Here is a 17,246-nt window from a genome sequence, read left to right on the forward strand (position 1 = left end):
TGACAGCACAATTTTTATCCTCTAGTTATTTGCACACACGTGCAAAAAGAATAGGCGACAACGTATCGCCACCCTACACAACCAAGGAGAACACCATGCAACGCGTTACTCTGATGGCGGTCCTCGCCGCCGGCACAGCACTCTCTGCCCTGCCAGCTCAGGCTGCCGGGAAACTGAATATGATCTGCTCCGCCGACGTGGTGGTCTGTGAGCAAATGACCAATCTGTTTGAGAAACAGCACCCGGATATCAAAGTCAGTATGGTGCGCCTCTCCGCCGGGGAAGCCTATGCACGTATTCGTACCGAAGCCCGCAACCCGCGCACCGATATTTGGTGGGCAGGCACCGGCGATCCGCATATGCAGGCCGCCGACGAGGGGTTAACCCAGCCTTATCAGTCACCGCTGCTGGATCAGCAGCACGACTGGGCGCGTAAACAGGCCGAAAGTGCCGGCTACCGTACCGTTGGCGTCTACGCCGGGGCACTGGGCTGGGGCTACAACACCAAACTGCTGGCAGAGAAAAAACTCAAGGTGCCCGCCTGCTGGAGCGATCTGCTGGATCCCGCTTACAAAGGCGAAATCCAAATGGCCAACCCGAACTCTTCCGGCACTGCGTACAACACCCTCGCCACGCTGGTGCAAATCATGGGGGAAGAGCCGGCCTTCGATTACCTGAAAAAGCTTAACGCCAACATCTCGCAGTACACCAAATCCGGCTCGGCACCGGTGAAAGCGGCGGCACGCGGCGAAACCACCGTCGGCATCGTCTTTATGCACGATGCCGTCGCGATGCAGGTCGATGGCTTCCCGATCAAGGCGGTTGCACCTTGCGAAGGGACCGGGTTTGAAATTGGCTCCATGTCGATCGTGAAAGGCGCGCGCAACCTCAAGGAAGCCAAGGTGTGGTACGACTGGGCGCTCAGCGCTGACGCCCAATCGCACATGAAAGACGCTAAATCCTTCCAGTTGCCGTCAAATCGCAACGCGGCTATTTCCGAATACGCACCGCGCTTCGAAAACATCAAGCTGATCGACTACGACTTTAAAACCTACGGTGCGACAGAAAAACGCAAGGCCCTGCTCAGCCGTTGGGATAAAGAGATCGGCGCCAGCGCCCAGTAATTCAAGCCCTTCCCTCCCGCATGCGATGCGCTCTGTAATAAACCGGGCGAGGTCACGCTCGCCCATGCAGGGCGCGGTGAAGGACATATGAACTCTCGAGGTTAAGATGAATGCTCAAAACCGCCGCCTTGACGGGGCCCTCGTGCTGGGCGCACTGGCACTGTTGTTGCTGCCCTGGTACAGCCAGGAAGCCGGGTTCTTCGACTTTGGCTGGCTAACTACGCTGTGGCAGGATCAGGCGAGTGCACCCGCTCTGTGGCAAATACTGACGTTTCAACGCCCGTGGCTGGCGATTGCCCTGCTGATGCTGCTGGTTTGCGCACTGGCTCGCCTGCTGAAAATTGGCCGTTTTCGCTCGCAGTTGCTGATCGCTGCCAGCCTGGTCGGCGTGGTCTTTCTGCTGTTTGAAGGCCATGCCATTGGTTACAGCGGCTGGAACTGGCAGTGGAGCGAACACCTGTTCGGCGCACTCAGCGACGGCCAGCCCGCTTTTGGCGCCGGCGCTATTTTACTGATCACCACATTTTTGCTGCTGTTCTCTTTCGCGCTGGCCGAACGCGGCGTGCTGAAGGGCGATGCCTTTGTGGTCGCCGCCATTGTGCTGCTGGTCGCGCTGGTCACCACTTTCGTGCTTTACCCGGTGCTGAGCATGTTTGTCGCCTCGGTGCAGGATGTGGACGGATCGTTCAAGCCCGACGGCCTGATCGCCAATATGCAGGATCCAGCCATTTGGAGCCTGAGCTGCCTGAAGGGCGGCAGCTGCGGTACCGCCTGGCGCACCCTGACGCTGGCGCTGATGACCGCCAGCGGATCCACGCTGCTCGGCCTGGCTTTTGCCCTGGCTGCCACTCGTACGCCGCTGCCGTTCAAAAAAGGGCTGCGCATGTTGACGGTGCTGCCGATCATTACGCCGCCGTTCGTGATCGGCCTGGCGCTAATGCTGCTGTTTGGCCGTGCCGGGGTGGTGACCGAGCTGCTCGCCGGGGTGTTCGGCATTGAACCCGGCCGCTGGCTTTATGGCCTGACCGGTATCTGGATTGCTCAGGTGCTCTCCTTTACCCCGATTGCCTTTCTGGTGTTGATTGGCGTGGTGGAAGGCGTCAGCCCCTCGCTGGAAGAAGCTTCGCAAACGCTGCGCGCCAACCGCTGGCGCACTTTCCGCTACGTTTCCCTGCCGCTGATGGCGCCCGGGTTGGCCAACGCCTTCCTGATCAGCTTTATCGAAAGCATGGCGGACTTCGGTAACCCGATGGTGCTGGGCGGCAGCCACGGCGTGCTGTCGACCGAAATCTTCTTCTCAGTGGTCGGCGCGCAAAACGATCCGAGCCGCGCCGCCGTGCTGGCGATTATCCTGCTGTGCTTTACCCTCAGCACCTTTATTTTGCAGCGCCTGTGGTTGGCTGGGAAAAGCTTCGCCACCGTTACCGGCAAAGGGGATTCCGGCACCCACTGTGGATTGCCGCGGGGCTTGCGCTACGGCGTGTACGCGTTGGTGATCCCCTGGGGCCTGTTCACGCTGGTCATCTACGGCATGATCCTGATCGGCGGCTTCGTGCAGTCATGGGGACTCGACAGCAGCCTGACGCTAGGCCATTACGCTCGCGCCTTCGGTTTCCACTGGAACAGCGGCCAGATCGTCTGGACCGGCGTCGCATGGAACTCGTTCTGGACCACGCTGGAAATCGCGCTGATCGCCGCACCGCTCACGGCCATCGTCGGCTTGCTCACCGCCTGGCTGATCGTGCGGCAGAAGTTTGCCGGCCGCCAGACCTTCGAGTTTATGTTGATGCTCAGCTTTGCCATCCCCGGCACGGTGATCGGCGTCAGTTACATCATGGCCTACAACCTGCCGCCGCTGGAAATCACCGGCACCGCCCTGATCCTGGTCGCCTGCTTTGTGTTCCGCAATATGCCGGTCGGCGTCCGGGGCGGGATCGCCGCCATGAGTCAGTTGGATCGCAGCCTGGATGAAGCCTCGCTGACCCTGTGCGCCAGCAGTTTCCGCACCCTGCGCAAAGTGATCCTGCCGCTGTTGAAACCGGCCATCAGCGCGGCACTGGTCTACGCCTTTGTGCGTGCGATCACCTCCATCAGCGCGGTGATTTTCCTGGTCAGCGCCCAGTACAACATGGCCACCTCCTACATCGTCGGGCTGGTCGAAAACGGGGAGTACGGCGTGGCCATCGCCTACTCCTCCGTGCTTATCGTGGTGATGCTGGCGGTGATCCTCACTTTCCAACTACTGGTGGGCGAACGTCGCCTGCGCCGTGCCATCCGTATTACCACACCGCCGGTGACGCCACCACCGGCCTTACATCAGGAGAATGCCGTATGACTGCCATTCGTTCCGGCTCGGTGGTGTTTGAGAACGTCACCAAACAGTTTGCCGATTTCACCGCCTTGCCCGGGCTTTCACTCACCGTCGAGCCCGGCACGCTGGTGACGCTGCTTGGCCCTTCCGGCTGCGGCAAGACCACCACCCTGCGCCTGCTGGCCGGTCTGGAACACCCGACCTCAGGCCGTATTCTGATTGGCGGCAAGGAGGTCACGCATCTGCCCGCCAACGAGCGCGACGTCGCGATGGTGTTTCAATCCTACGCGCTGTTCCCGCACATGAACTCTCTGGATAACGTGATGTACGGCCTGCTCGCCAGCGGCCTGTCGCGCAAAGAGGCACAGGATCGGGCACGCGAAGGGCTGAAATTGGTCGGTCTGGAAAGCATGGGCCAACGCCTGCCCTCTGAGCTCTCGGGCGGCCAGCAACAGCGCATCGCCGTGGCGCGTGCTCTGGTGTTGGAACCGCAGGTGCTGCTGCTCGACGAACCCTTATCCAACCTCGACGAGCGGCTGCGTCGCCGCGTCCGCACCGAGATCCGCGATTTGCAGCAGCGCCTCGGCTTCACGGCGGTCTATGTGACCCACGATCAGGAAGAAGCCCTGGCGGTCTCCGATAAGATTATCGTCATGAAAGAAGGGCATATTGCCCAACAGGGCGCGCCGCAGGAGCTTTACCATTCGCCGGCGTCGGTGTTTATCGCCGACTTTATGGGCGAGGCCAATATCCTGCCCTGTGACATAGAACAAGTGGTCGGCGGCGAAGCGCTGATCACCCTCGGCAGCCGCCAGTACCGGGTACCGGGTGGCAAGGCGCGTCCCGGCGCAGCGCAACTGTCGGTACGCCCGCAGTTTATCACCCTACTGCCGGAGCAAAGCGGCGCCTTGAACGGCGAAGTCACCCATAGCACCTGGCTTGGGGACCATATCGAATATGAAGTAAAAACCGATCTCGGCGCGCTGTTTATTGTCGATGTGCAGATGGAACGCCAATTGGCACCGACCACCCGCGTGGCCATTGACTTCAAAACTCAGGGTCTGGCACTGATTGCCCAGTGATCCTAACAACGTTAAGGAATGAAGATGAACGAACAGATTACTCAGCGCCTGACGCTGGCAGAACAGGCGGCCCGCGAAGCCGGAGCCAAGGCGCTGGATTATTTTAACCGCCGCGAGAGCCTGGTGATTGAAACCAAACGCGATGCGCAAGACGTGGTTTCGATTGCCGATCGCGAGGTTGAACTGCTGATCCGTGAACACATCGCCCGCCAATTCCCACAAGACGGTTTCCTGGGCGAAGAGTTTGGCCTGCAACCCGGCGATTCCGGTTACACCTGGGTGGTGGATCCGATCGACGGTACCAGCCCATTCGTTAACGGCATGCCGAACTGGTGCGTGTCCGTGGCGGTGATCCATCAGGGCGAGCCGGTGATCGGCGTAATTGTTGCCCCCTGCCAGCAGGAGTGTTTTAAGGCCGCGCGGGGCGCGGGAGCTACCCTCAACGGCAAACCACTGCGGGTGGATCCCAAGCGCACCATGCAAAACCACGTCACCGGTTTTGGTGCCAACAGCTATGTTAAACCGGAACGCGTCGGCGAAATTGCCGCCGCAATCACCGCCGTGGGCGGCAGTTTCTTCCGCAACGGTTCCGGCGCCATGATGTTGGCCTGGGTGGCGGCAGGACGGCTGGTGGGCTATTACGAACCCTACATGCACGCCTGGGACTGTCTGGCAGGTTACTGTCTGGTGAACGAAGCCGGTGGCTGGACCCACCCGTTCAATACCGAAGGGGAACGTTTACTGCGCGGCGGGCCGGTGCTGGCGGTGGCCCCTGGGGCGAAAGAAGAGTTAATGCGTATTGCACAGCTCTGAATTGACGTTGAATAGCCCCCTGGAGGGGGCTATTGCCTGAGTGAAAGGACGAACATATTCGACCGCGAGGCATTTACAACCCGCGTTTTTCCATCAGCACCGCCAGATCGACCAGGCGGTTAGAGAACCCCCACTCGTTGTCGTACCAGGCAAGCACCTTGACCAACTTGCCGCCGATCACCAGCGTGGAAAGCCCATCAATAATCGACGAGCGCGGATCGCCTTTATAATCGCTCGACACCAAAGGCTCATCGCTGTAACCGAGAATGCCCTTCAGTGGCCCTGACTCCGCAGCCTGGCGGAAAGCGGCATTGATTTCTTCGCTAGTCACTTCGCGTTTCAGCGTGACCGTCAGGTCGACGATAGAGACCACCGGCACCGGCACTCGCAGCGAATAACCGGTCAGGCGGCCATCCAGGCTCGGGATCACCTTGCCGAGCGCTTTCGCCGCACCGCTGGAGTAAGGCACAATCGACTCCGCGGCGGCACGGGCGCCCCGTAAATCTTTTTCCGGCTGATCGTGCAGCGCCTGGCTGTTGGTGTAGGCATGGGTGGTGTTCATCAGGCCGTACTCAATACCAAAGGCTTGATGCAGCACCTGCGCGGCGGGCGCCAAACCGTTGGTGGTACAACTGCCGTTGCTAACCACCCGATGCTTGGCCGGATCGTACTGATCCTGGTTAACGCCCATCACTATCGTAATGTCGTCGTCTTTTGCCGGCGCAGAGATAATCACTCGCTTGGCGCCGCCACGGGTGATGTGCACTTCGGCCTTGGCTTTGTCGGCAAAAAAACCGGTCGCTTCGATCACCACGTCAACGCCCACGCTTTTCCATGGAATGGCGCCCGGATCTCTTTCAGAGAAGACATGAATCGGCCTGCCGTCCAGCAGCAGCTGGTTTTCACCGGCCTCGACGCTGGCCGCCAGCCGGCCCGAGAGCGAATCGTATTTCAGCAGATGCGCCAGGGTTTTGCTGTCGGTCAAATCATTGATCGCCACAACTTCAAAGTCGCTGCGACCTAACGCAGCACGCAAAACATTCCTGCCGATTCTGCCGAATCCATTAATGCCTACTTTGACCATGATCTACTCCTTCGTTATTGGCTCTGGTGTAAATTTAAGCCGCAGGGAGCATGTCGTAAATGACGTTTGTAGATCAATTTACGCCAAAGTGCGTGAATGGAAGCGATCGCGGTATTCGGTTGGGGTCAGTTGCAGATGCCGTTCGAAAACGCGGCGCAGATTGAGCGCATTGCCGAAACCGCTGCTGGTGGCGATTTGTTCAATGCCTTGTGAGCTCTGTTCCAGACGCTGGCGGGCGATGTACAAGCGCCCTTCTTCGACAAATTTGGCGGGTGAAATGCCGGTTTCGCGCGTGAACACGCGCGTAAAGTTGCGCGGACTCATGGCAACCCGTTCGGCCAGTTTCTCAACGGAAAGATCCTCGGCCAGATTCTCCAGGATCCAGCTCTGCAGATCGCGGATAGGGCCCGGTGTTTTGGCCTGATTCAGTGGGTAACGGCTGAACTGCGCCTGCCCGCCGGGACGGCGCAAAAACATCACCAGATCCTGCGCCACTTCGCGGGCCTGCACGAAACCGTAATCGTCCTCCACCAGCGCCAGCGTGAGATCGAACCCGGAGCTAACACCGCCAGAGGTCCAGACCGCACCATCCTGCACGTAGATCGGCCCATTTTCGACCTTCACTTTGGGGAAACGGGCCTGCAAGGTTTCCAGCAGCCGCCAATGGGTGGTTGCCCGGCGGCCGTCCAGCAGACCGGCTTCGGCCAGCAGCATCGCCCCACCGCAAACGGACGCCACGCGCCGCGCCTTGGGGGCCGCACGGCGGAGCCAATCCACCACAAAGGCGCTTTCTTCCTCGGTCGCCCCTTTGCCGGTAACGATAATGGTATCGCGTTCCACCTCTGGGTCGAGATCCGCCAGGCGATGATCGGCCAACAGATTCAAACCGGACGAGCCATGCACCACCCGGTGGGTTTGCGTAGTGACTATTGCCATCTGGTAGAGCGGCGCGTCATCGGGCCGCAAGCGGTTGGCCTGCATCAGGATGTCGGCGATCCCCGCCGATTCGAACAGCATGCCCCCTTCGGGGACGATAATCAGAAATGTATGCATGGCCTTAAAATACAAAATCGACAAAATAAGTCAATAACGCTTCCCGCTTTGAGAAGCGTTTCTCTCATCAGCGCCAGCCCAGCGCCGGGGCGACATGGGTCAGGATCGACTCAATCACGTGGGCGTTGTAGTCAACGCCCAACTGGTTGGGCACGGTCAGCAGCAAGGTATCGGCTTCAGCAATCGCTTCGTCCTGCGCCAACTGCTTGATCAGCAGTTCCGGCTCGGCGGCATAGCTACGGCCGAATACCGCGCGAGTCTGCTGATCGATATACCCCACCTGATCGCTGTCCTGGCCGCTGTTGCCGAAATAGCTGCGATCCTGCTGGTTCATCAGCGCAAAGATGCTGCGGCTGACCGACACCCGCGGCTGGCGTGCATGACCCGCGGCCTTCCAGGCATCGCGATAAGCGCGGATCTGCTTGGCCTGCTGCACGTGGAAGGGCTCGCCGGTTTCGTCGTTTTTCAGCGTTGAGCTTTGCAGATTCATACCCAGCTTCGCCGCCCAGATCGCCGTGGCGTTTGAGCTGGCGCCCCACCAGATGCGATCTCGCAGCCCGGCGGAGAAAGGTTCTACCCGCAGCAAGCCCGGCGGGTTCGGGAACATCGGTTGCGGGTTAGGTTCAGCAAAACCTTCGCCACGCAGCGCTTCCAACAGGACGTCGGTATGGCGGCGCGCCATATCGGCTTCGGTCTCGCCTTCGGCAGGCGTATAACCAAAATAACGCCAGCCATCAATCACCTGTTCGGGAGAACCGCGGCTGATGCCCAGTTGCAGCCGCCCGCCGGAAATCAGGTCGGCGGCGCAGGCATCTTCGACCATATAAAGCGGATTTTCATAGCGCATGTCGATCACGCCGGTGCCGATCTCAATACGCTGGGTTTTGGCGCCGATGGCCGCCAACAGCGGGAATGGCGAGGCAAGCTGGCGGGCAAAGTGGTGTACGCGAAAATAAGCCCCATCCGCCCCCAGCTCCTCTGCCGCAACGGCAAGATCAATGGATTGCAGCAGCGCATCTGCCGCCGAACGGGTGCCCGACTGCGACGAAGGCGTCCAGTGGCCGAAAGAAAGGAAGCCGATTTTCTTCATGGGGTGATCCTTAGATTCATTAATGACCGGATTACAGTGACAAAAATCGCCCCCTTCCGGCCAGAAATATCGTGGCCGATCGCACTAAACGGATCCTTTTACGCCACGACGCCACACTGCCTGAGCATTGTAATCAAAAAGTAAATATCGTATAACAGGCTCCTCCGAGGGGTGTCCTGTTACGGGCTGAGATGGCGCAAGCCGAACCCTTTGAACCTGATCTGGGTCATGCCAGCGAAGGGACGGTCGGCAATCCCCTCACGGCGGTTGCCTGTTCATACCTCACCTCAGCGCGCCCGGATCTCCACTCACTTTTGGAGGTCCCATGTTTACTCCCTTATTCGATAACGGTCTTTACGGCAAGCTGCGCCAACAGGCCGGCGGTGACTGGCAGGACTATGTGGCACACCCCTTTATTCAGCAACTGGCCGCCGGTACGCTGCCGGAACCCGCTTTTCGCCGCTATCTGACGCAGGATTATCTGTTCCTGATCCACTTTGCCCGCGCCTATGCCCTGCTGGTCAGCAAACTGCGCACCCTGCCGGAAATGCGTGCCGCTACCGCTTCGCTCAATGCGATTGTCGCCGAACTGCCCCTGCACCTGGCCTATTGTGCCGACTGGGGATTGAGCGAACCGCAGATAGCCGCCGAACCCGAAGCGTCGGAAACCCTCAATTACACCCGCTATGTGCTCGATATCGGCCACGCCGGAGATGCTCTGGATCTGCTGGCAGCGTTAATGCCCTGCGTCGCTGGCTATGCCGAAATCGGCCTGCGCCTGCTCAACGATCCCAACACCGTGATGGAAGGCAATCCCTATGCCTCGTGGATCCGCAACTATGGTGATCCCGCCTATCTGAGCGGCGTACAAGCCTCCCTCGACCTGCTGGAAAACGTTGGCCTCCAGCGGGGTGCCCCAAGCCGCCTGAACGAACTGTCGGCGATTTTCACCACCGCCACCCGCCTGGAATCCGCCTTCTGGCAGATGGGGTTGAATGCCCAATGAGCCTCGGCGACACGCAGCACGGCAATGCACGGCCCGGTATTCAGGTACGGGATCTGACCCTGCGCTTTGGTCAGCAGGTGATTTTCGATGGTCTGAATTTCGATATCGCCGGCGGCAGCTTCGTTGCCCTGCTCGGTGCCAGCGGCGCGGGGAAAACCAGCCTGCTGAAGATCATCGCCGGGCTGGCGAAACCCACATCCGGTACGGTTATCGGCAGCGACGGCCTGCCGATCGCCGGACGTATCGCCTATATGGGGCAAAAGGATCTGCTCTATCCTTGGCTGACAATTGACGAAAATATTAGCCTTGGCGCGCGGCTGCGCGGCGAAAAGGTCGACCGCGCCTGGGCGGAACATCTGCGGGAACGCGTGGGCTTGAACGGCTATGGCCGCAGCTTGCCCGCCGCGCTGTCCGGTGGCATGCGTCAACGTGCCGCTATTGCCCGCACGCTGTATGAGCGCCAGCCGATTGTGTTGATGGATGAACCCTTCTCTGCGCTGGATACCATCACCCGCGCCATGATCCAGCAGCTGGCCGCCGAACTGCTGGCGCAGCATACCGTGCTGCTGATCACCCACGACCCCATGGAGGCCTGCCGCCTTAGCCACCGCCTGCTGGTGCTGTCCCGTTATCCGGCGGGGCTGGACGACAGTCATGTTATCGAGGGCTTACCGCCGCGAGCGCCGGACAATCCTCAACTGCTGAAAAGCCAGAGCGAGTTGCTGCTGCAACTGGTGAGGGCCGCCGGATGAAAACCCTCCCTGAAAGCCGTCTGTCGCGGATGCGTCGCAGCCTGACGGTGTTCGCCGGCCTGTTGCTGCTGTGGGCACTGGTCACGCTGGGCGATATCCCCGCCTTCCTGTTGCCCTCCCCCTCGGCGGTGGCACAGGCGCTGTGGGACAACCGGGCGTACCTCGCTTATCACACGCTGATCACCGCCTCGGAGATCGCCTGCGGTTTGCTGGCCGGGGTTTTACTCGGTGCCACGCTGGCGCTGTGCATGATCTTTTCGCCGCGCCTGCAGCGCTGGTTGATGCCGTTGGTGCTGACCAGCCAGGCGATACCGGTGTTTGCGCTGGCGCCGCTGTTGGTGCTGTGGTTCGGCTTTGGCATGAGCGCCAAAGTGGTGATGGCGGTGCTGGTGATTTTCTTCCCGGTGACTTCCGCCTTCTTCGATGGGCTACGCCGGGTCAATAACGATTATCTCGATCTGGCCCGTACCCTACGTGCTTCTCCCTGGGCCCAACTGCGCCACGTACGGCTGATGGCGGCGCTACCGGCTTTCGGTTCCGGGCTGCGGATGGCCGCCGCCGTCGCCCCTATCGGCGCCATCATCGGCGAATGGGTTGGCTCGGCGGAAGGCCTGGGTTACGTCATGCTTAACGCCAACGCGCGCATGCAGACCGACATCTGCTTTGCCGCGCTGTTTATTTTGGTGCTGATGACCGTCTTGCTATGGGTGACGGTAGACGCGCTATTGCTGCGCCTGATCGACTGGGCACCGGAAAATGATTGATCGCCTCACAACAACAAGGGTAACAACCATGCTTAAAAATACCGTCTGCGGGCTGCTGCTCGGCGCCATGCTGGCAAGCCAGGCCAATGCCGCGGAAAAACTGACGCTGGTGCTCGACTGGTATATTAACCCCGACCACGCGCCCATCATGGTGGCCGAGCAGATCGGCGCCTTCAAGGCCGAAGGGTTGGACGTCAAGATTGTGCCCCCTTCCGACCCGGCGCTGCCGCCGCGCCTGGTGGCGGCAAAACAGGCCGATTTGGCCATCACCTACCAGCCGCAGCTGCACTTTTTTGCCGATCAGGGCCTGCCGCTGGTGCGCGTAGGCACCCTGATTAACTCACCGCTTAATACCGTGATGACGCTGGATAAAAGCATCACCACCCCGGCAGGACTTAAGGGTAAAAAAATCGGCTATTCGGTCAGCGGCATCGAACAAGCCACCTTGGCGACCATGCTTGAGCATGAACATCTCAACCCCAATGAAACCAAACTGATTAACGTTAATTTCCAACTGACCAGCGCCCTGCTGGCGGGCCAGGTCGATGCGGTAATCGGCGGCTATCGCAACATTGAAGCGCTGGAGCTGAAACTGCAGGGCAAAGATCCGGTGGTGTTTAACGTGGAAGACTACGGTGTGCCGAGCTACGACGAGCTGATTATCGTCGCCAATCGCGATTCGCTGGCCGAGCCGAAAATCAAAAAATTCCTCGCGGCGCTGAAAAAAGGCAGCGACTATCTGCACGCCCATCCGCAGGAAAGCTGGCTGGCGTTCGCCAAAGCCCATCCGGAACTCAATACCGAGCTGAACAAACAGGCCTGGCAAGCCAGCCTGCCGCTGTTCGCAACCGATCCGGCGAAGCTGGATAAAGCGCGCTATCAAGCCTACGAACAATTCCTGTTCGACAACAAGCTGATCAAAAAAATCACGCCGGTGGAGCAATACGCGGTGGAGCTGAATTAAAGGTTATTCGCTTTATCAGGGGCGCAGTATGTCGCGCCCCTGCCATTCCTCCTCAGGCAGAAGGCGCGACGGTAACGTCACCCTGACCGCTGCGCTGCAAAGCCTGCTGCACCAGGCCACTCGCCTTGCACCGCTCCACAAAATCACGCACATAGGCCGCCCCCGACGCTTTTTGTCGCGGAACCGCCATGGCCTGCTGGATGGCAGTGAAATGCCCGGCCAGCACCCGATACCCCGGGTTTTGCGCTGCGGCAGCCAGCAACGGTTGACGCACGCCCGCGGCCGCATCCAACCCCTGTTCGAGGAACAAGGCGATCGCGTCGGCGGAGGTATCGGCACGCACCAGTTGCGCCTGCTTTAAGGTTCGCGACAGATACAGGTCGTAAGCCGCTCCCTGGCCTACGGCAATGCGCACCTCGGGCCGGTCAAGTTCGGCAACCTGTTGCCAGGGAGACGCCTCGGCCACCAGGTAGGTCCCCTCAATGATCGCATAAGGCGCACTGAACGCGATCTGCGCCGCCCGCACCGGTTCGATGGCCATAAAGGCGATGTTCCAGTCTCCGGTTTCCAACGCGGCAAAAACCTTGCCTGCGGCATCATTGATCACCAACTCCAGCGCCACGCCCAACTCGCGGGCCAGCGCGCCGGCCAGCGTCACGGATACCCCCTGAGGTTCGCCGTCTGGCCCCCTCTGCGCCAACACCGGATTGCCCAGATTGATGGCCGCACGCAGGATCCCCTGCGGGGCCAAATCATCGAGTACGGCGGCGGGAATGCTATGCATGGCTTTCTCCTGAAAAAAGGGTGTAGGTGTTTCGTCGACGCTCTCCATTAAGGCTAGAGCCAAACCTCGGATGAGCAACATTCAGCCGCTTTTCGCCTCGCCGGCGTGATTCATGTCACACTATTGTCACAAAAACGACCGATCGCACTCTGCCACGCCAGGGCAGCGCAAACACGCATTGACCCTGGCGCTTTCAATGCGCTATACCCTTCCTCTTTCGCGTCGTGCTTGGGTCGGCGGCGTTTGCCAGGGCAGTTAAGATTTCCTTTTTAATCAGACAGGGTACGGTGGATGGTTTCAGCATTAATCTCGTTTGCACTTTTTTTAGCCTCAATTTTAATCTACCGCACCCGTGCCGCCGCCAACCGCTGGTGGCTGGCCACCCTGCTGACGCTGCTGGGCAGCTATCTGATCCTCAACGTGGTGCTGATCGCCAGCAACTACTTTACCGGTGACGGCATTACCGATGCGGTGATCTACACCCTCACCAGCAGCCTGAAGGGTGCCGGCGTCGGCAAATACCTGCTGCCGTTTGTCGGCCTGCTGGCGGTGCTGGCGCTGATCTTCACCCTGCTGACCTGGAGTCTGGTACGGCGCAAGGCGAAAAGCAGCAGCGTGGTTTACAGCGTGCTCGCCGTGCTGCTAGCGCTGTTTTCCGTCGGCACTACTCCCGCCTTTCAGGACATCTCGCTGTTGGTGAAGAGCCAGATTAGCGGCGATACCGCCGACTTTGACACCTATTACAAAGCGCCGAAGAAAACCGTACAGGGCAAAGCGCCGAACCTGGTGTATATCTATGCTGAAAGCTTGGAGAGAACCTACTTCGACCAACAAACCTTCCCCGGCCTGACCGACGAACTGAACCAGCACCGCGAAAACAGCATCGACTTCAGCAATACCCAACAGCTGCCCGGCACCGGTTACACCATCGCCGGTATGGTGTCCTCACAGTGCGGTATCCCATTGTTTGCCCCCTTTGACGGCAACGCCTCCAGCGCGGTATCCACCTTTTACCCGGAAAACGTCTGCCTGGGCGACGTGCTGAAATCCGCCGGTTACGACAACTACTTTTATCAGGGCGCCGAGCTGGCCTTCGCCGGCAAAGACACCTTCCTGAAATCGCACGGTTTTGACCATGCCTACGGCTTTAAGGAATTACGCGGACAGGTTAGCGACCCCGGCTACAAAAATGACTGGGGCTGGTACGACGATACCGTGCTGGACGTGGTGTTCGACAAATTCGTCGAGCTGTCGAAGCAGAACAAAAAGTTCTCGCTGTTCGCCTTGACCGTGGACACCCATCACCCGGACGGCTTTATCTCCGCCAGCTGCAGCAAAAAGTCGTTCCGTTGGCAGAATAAAGAGAATCGGTCGCTGAGCGCAGTGGCCTGCAGCCAACAGCATATCGCCGCGCTGATCGACAAAATCAAGGCGTCCGAGTACTTCAAAAATACCGTTATCGTGGTGTCTTCGGACCATCTGGCGATGAACAATACCGCCTATGACATCCTGACCAAGCAGAAACGCCGCAACCTGTTCTTTATTATCGACGGCACCCGCCCGCAGACCGCGCTGCATAACGAGAAGCGCAGCACGCTGGACAACGGCGCCACCGTGCTGGACGTGATGGGTGGCGATAACTACATTGGCCTCGGTCGCAGCAGCCTGTCCAGCCCAACGCTGGCGACGTTGTTTTTAAATATCGACGAAAAAATCAACGCCTGGAAACCGGCGGTGGTCAAGCAATGGGGCTTCCCGAACAGCATCACAAACTACAGTCTCGACGATCGGGGCAACCGCTTTACCTTCTCCGGCATCACCTTTAAGGTGCCGTTTATTCTGAAGGTGACGGACAACAAAATTGAGCCGATGTTTAACGTCTACCTGTCTACGCCGCTGAAAAAACAGCTTGCCGGACTGGGGGCGGGCGAGAAATTCGTCTGGGTCGACAAATGTTATGAAATCGGTCGGGTGTGGTCGCCAGAACTGGCGTTGAGCACCGACACCTGCGTCGCGTCGGGCAGCCTGGCCGCCCCACCGCACATCGTGCAGGCCAAAGGGGGCAGCTATCGCGGCAAAATAGACTTTGAGCGCCCGCCAAACGATAGCATCGCCGCCTACCAAAGCGCCGTCGATAAACTAAAAGTCGACGACGCCGCCGTTAAATATCACGCGGACGCCATCGCCTTTATGCTGCCGGGCATGCCGGAACAGGTGAAGGCGATCACCGGTGTTTCCAGCGTCGAGGACTGGGGCCGTTGGTCAGACGCCAACCTGGCGCCGACGGTGAATATTGATTACGTCGATCCGCTGCCATCAGCATTCGATCTGGTGCTGCGCGCCCGCGCCTACGGTAAAAACGTCGGCGAACCTATCTCGGTGCGCGTCGGCAATCAGGAACAGTTTGTGACGCTCAGCGAACAGGACACCACCGTGACGCTGCGCTTCGACAACCCTGCCGGAGCCAGAAACATCAGCATCACGCTGCCGGCCCCCACGGAGCCACAAGAAGGTGCCAGCGGCGGTTTTGTACCGAAGAAACTGGGTATTGGCCTGGTCTCGCTGAAAGTGGAACAGGCTGCCCCCGCTTCCTGATCATCGCGCTGCATGCGGCGTCCGCGTTATTCGGGGCGAATTTATTCGCCCCCTGCCGTTTCTCCAAAGCTTTTGCGCCCATCTTCGGCTAACCTGTTGCTGTGAATTGATATCGGCATCCGTATGCCTCCCCGCCGCATAGCCGGGAGAACCAAGGAGAGAGTATGAGCAGTCAGCAATCCGGCACCGGCCTCACCCCCGCTCAGGCAGTCGAACAACTGGAAGCGCTGTATATCGCCTCGGTTGAGGCGCTGCGCCAGGCGGTCGGTGACTTTATCAGCCATGGCAGTCTGCCCGACGCGCAGACCCGTGCGGCAGGGCTATTTGTTTACCCTGAGCTGCGCGTCAGCTGGGACGGAAAATCGCCCGGTCAAACCAAAACCCGCGCCTATGGCCGTTTCACCCACACCGGTTGCTATACCACCACCATCACCCGCCCGCACCTGTTCCGCCATTATCTGACCGAACAGTTGACCATGCTGGCCGGGGAGTACGATGCGCATATCGAAGTGCGGCCGTCACAGCAGGAAATACCTTTCCCTTACGTGATCGACGGTTCAAACCTGATGCTGGATCGGTCGATGAGCGCCAGCCTGGCGCAGCATTTCCCCACCACCGAGCTGGCGCAAATTGGCGATGAGACTGCCGATGGCCTGTTTCACGCCACCAGCACCTTCCCGCTTTCGCACTTCGACGCCCTGCGCGCCGACTTTTCGCTGGCGCGGCTGCGGCACTACACCGGCACCCCGGTGGAGCATTTTCAGCCCTTCGTGCTGTTCACCAACTACACCCGTTATGTGGATGAGTTTGTCCGCTGGGCCTGCGCCGAAATAGCCGATCCGGCCAGTCCTTATATTGCGCTGTCGAGCGCCGGCGGCATCTATATCACGCCGGAAACCACCGCACCGGATCAGGCGGTCTCCGACCTGGCGTGGAAAAACCACCAGATGCCGGCCTACCACCTGATCTCGCGCACCGGCCAGGGCATCACGCTGATCAATATCGGCGTCGGCCCCTCCAACGCCAAAACCATCTGCGACCATCTGGCGGTGCTGCGCCCCAGCGCCTGGCTGATGATCGGCCACTGCGGCGGCCTGCGCGAAAGCCAGTCGATTGGCGACTACGTGCTGGCGCACGCCTACCTGCGGGACGACCACGTGCTGGATTCGGTGCTGCCACCAGATATCCCGATCCCCAGCATTGCCGAAGTACAGCGTGCGCTGTATGACGCCACCAAAATGGTCAGCGGCATGCCCGGCGAAGAGGTAAAACAACGCCTGCGCACCGGCACCGTGGTCACCACCGACGATCGCAACTGGGAGCTGCGCTATTCCGCTTCGGCGCTGCGTTTTAACCTCAGCCGCGCCGTCGCGGTAGATATGGAAAGCGCCACCATCGCCGCTCAGGGCTACCGTTTCCGGGTGCCTTACGGCACGCTGTTGTGCGTATCCGACAAACCGCTGCACGGTGAAATCAAGCTGCCCGGCCAGGCCAACCGCTTTTATGAAGGGGCCATTTCGGAACACCTGCAGATCGGTATCTGTGCTATCGACCTGCTGCGCGCCGAGGGCGATCGCCTGCATTCCCGCAAGCTGCGTACCTTTAACGAGCCGCCGTTCCGCTGATGGCGAAGGATCTGGACCCGCTTCGGCACAATGCCGTTCACTTAAGGTGTTTTTTAGGCCAGTTCGATGTTTTTTCGGTCGATAAACGGGTAAAGCTCCATGAGGTTCTGAAACTCCGACCGAGCAAGGGACCGTAGGCGCGGTCCCTTGCAACCCGCGCCTTTGCCCTATCAGACGGTTGGCTGCGCCAACGACTCTC

The 17,246-nt window shown here is 59.7% G+C and carries 14 protein-coding genes and 1 riboswitch; of the genes, 10 read left to right on the forward strand and 4 right to left on the reverse strand.

Annotated elements, in window-relative coordinates; all coding sequences use genetic code 11:
• Positions 1 to 95: 95 nt before the first annotated feature.
• The 4 genes from NR114_RS11680 (at position 96) to NR114_RS11695 (ending at position 5,330) form a co-directional block, all read left to right on the forward strand.
• Entirely contained in the window at positions 96 to 1,124 is a 1,029-nt protein-coding gene (locus NR114_RS11680; RefSeq protein WP_020827657.1) for an ABC transporter substrate-binding protein, read from the forward strand.
• 106 nt (positions 1,125 to 1,230) lie between these two features.
• Positions 1,231 to 3,459, forward strand: a complete 2,229-nt coding sequence (locus NR114_RS11685) for an iron ABC transporter permease (RefSeq protein ID WP_256813512.1) — start codon at positions 1,231 to 1,233, stop codon at positions 3,457 to 3,459.
• The gene (locus NR114_RS11690) at positions 3,456 to 4,517 is read left to right on the forward strand and encodes an ABC transporter ATP-binding protein (RefSeq protein ID WP_048762334.1); all 1,062 of its coding nucleotides are present in this window, start codon (positions 3,456 to 3,458) and stop codon (positions 4,515 to 4,517) included. The genes NR114_RS11685 and NR114_RS11690 overlap by 4 nt, the downstream gene beginning before the upstream one ends.
• A 24-nt stretch (positions 4,518 to 4,541) precedes the next feature.
• Positions 4,542 to 5,330: an inositol monophosphatase family protein gene (locus tag NR114_RS11695; RefSeq protein ID WP_046373168.1), complete on the forward strand. Its 789-nt coding sequence runs from the start codon at positions 4,542 to 4,544 to the stop codon at positions 5,328 to 5,330.
• 73 nt (positions 5,331 to 5,403) lie between these two features.
• On the opposite strand, the gene gap is transcribed toward NR114_RS11695, so the two are convergent.
• The 3 genes from gap to NR114_RS11710 form a co-directional block, all read right to left on the reverse strand.
• The gene (gap, locus tag NR114_RS11700) at positions 5,404 to 6,414 is read right to left on the reverse strand and encodes a type I glyceraldehyde-3-phosphate dehydrogenase (RefSeq protein ID WP_044552338.1); all 1,011 of its coding nucleotides are present in this window, start codon (positions 6,412 to 6,414) and stop codon (positions 5,404 to 5,406) included.
• Between the two features lie 78 nt (positions 6,415 to 6,492).
• A complete protein-coding gene (locus tag NR114_RS11705; protein WP_041415496.1) occupies positions 6,493 to 7,467 on the reverse strand; it encodes a GlxA family transcriptional regulator in 975 nt (324 codons plus the stop codon).
• A 67-nt stretch (positions 7,468 to 7,534) separates the two neighbouring features.
• Entirely contained in the window at positions 7,535 to 8,557 is a 1,023-nt protein-coding gene (locus NR114_RS11710) for an LLM class flavin-dependent oxidoreductase (RefSeq protein ID WP_046373166.1), read from the reverse strand.
• Between the two features lie 157 nt (positions 8,558 to 8,714).
• Positions 8,715 to 8,817: riboswitch (TPP riboswitch) on the forward strand.
• 65 nt (positions 8,818 to 8,882) lie between these two features.
• On the opposite strand from NR114_RS11710, the gene NR114_RS11715 reads away from it, so the two are divergent.
• Genes NR114_RS11715 through NR114_RS11730 form a run of 4 tightly spaced genes read left to right on the forward strand, consistent with a single transcriptional unit; the run spans position 8,883 to position 12,043 of the window.
• Positions 8,883 to 9,563 (forward strand): TenA family protein, encoded by a 681-nt coding sequence (locus NR114_RS11715; RefSeq protein ID WP_256813511.1) that lies wholly within the window; start codon positions 8,883 to 8,885, stop codon positions 9,561 to 9,563.
• Positions 9,560 to 10,315 carry an ABC transporter ATP-binding protein gene (locus tag NR114_RS11720; RefSeq protein WP_116690190.1) on the forward strand — a complete coding sequence of 252 codons (756 nt, stop codon included), beginning with the start codon at positions 9,560 to 9,562 and terminating at the stop codon, positions 10,313 to 10,315. Before NR114_RS11715 ends, NR114_RS11720 begins: the two co-directional genes overlap by 4 nt.
• The gene (locus NR114_RS11725; protein ID WP_046373164.1) at positions 10,312 to 11,079 is read left to right on the forward strand and encodes an ABC transporter permease; all 768 of its coding nucleotides are present in this window, start codon (positions 10,312 to 10,314) and stop codon (positions 11,077 to 11,079) included. The genes NR114_RS11720 and NR114_RS11725 overlap by 4 nt, the downstream gene beginning before the upstream one ends.
• Positions 11,080 to 11,107: 28 nt before the next feature.
• Complete coding sequence (locus tag NR114_RS11730) at positions 11,108 to 12,043, forward strand: ABC transporter substrate-binding protein (protein WP_149572689.1); 936 nt, start codon at positions 11,108 to 11,110, stop codon at positions 12,041 to 12,043.
• 52 nt (positions 12,044 to 12,095) lie between these two features.
• On the opposite strand, the gene NR114_RS11735 is transcribed toward NR114_RS11730, so the two are convergent.
• Positions 12,096 to 12,827 carry an ABC transporter substrate-binding protein gene (locus tag NR114_RS11735; protein ID WP_256813509.1) on the reverse strand — a complete coding sequence of 244 codons (732 nt, stop codon included), beginning with the start codon at positions 12,825 to 12,827 and terminating at the stop codon, positions 12,096 to 12,098.
• Positions 12,828 to 13,118: 291 nt separating this feature from the next.
• On the opposite strand from NR114_RS11735, the gene opgB reads away from it, so the two are divergent.
• Both opgB and NR114_RS11745 read left to right on the forward strand, forming a co-directional pair.
• The gene (gene opgB / locus NR114_RS11740; protein WP_256824833.1) at positions 13,119 to 15,422 is read left to right on the forward strand and encodes a phosphatidylglycerol--membrane-oligosaccharide glycerophosphotransferase; all 2,304 of its coding nucleotides are present in this window, start codon (positions 13,119 to 13,121) and stop codon (positions 15,420 to 15,422) included.
• 164 nt (positions 15,423 to 15,586) lie between these two features.
• Positions 15,587 to 17,047, forward strand: a complete 1,461-nt coding sequence (locus NR114_RS11745) for an AMP nucleosidase (protein WP_234530603.1) — start codon at positions 15,587 to 15,589, stop codon at positions 17,045 to 17,047.
• Positions 17,048 to 17,246: the final 199 nt, after the last annotated feature.

The sequence above is a fragment of the Serratia sp. Ser99 genome (assembly GCF_024519545.1).
Classification (GTDB): Bacteria; Pseudomonadota; Gammaproteobacteria; order Enterobacterales; family Enterobacteriaceae; genus Serratia; species Serratia liquefaciens.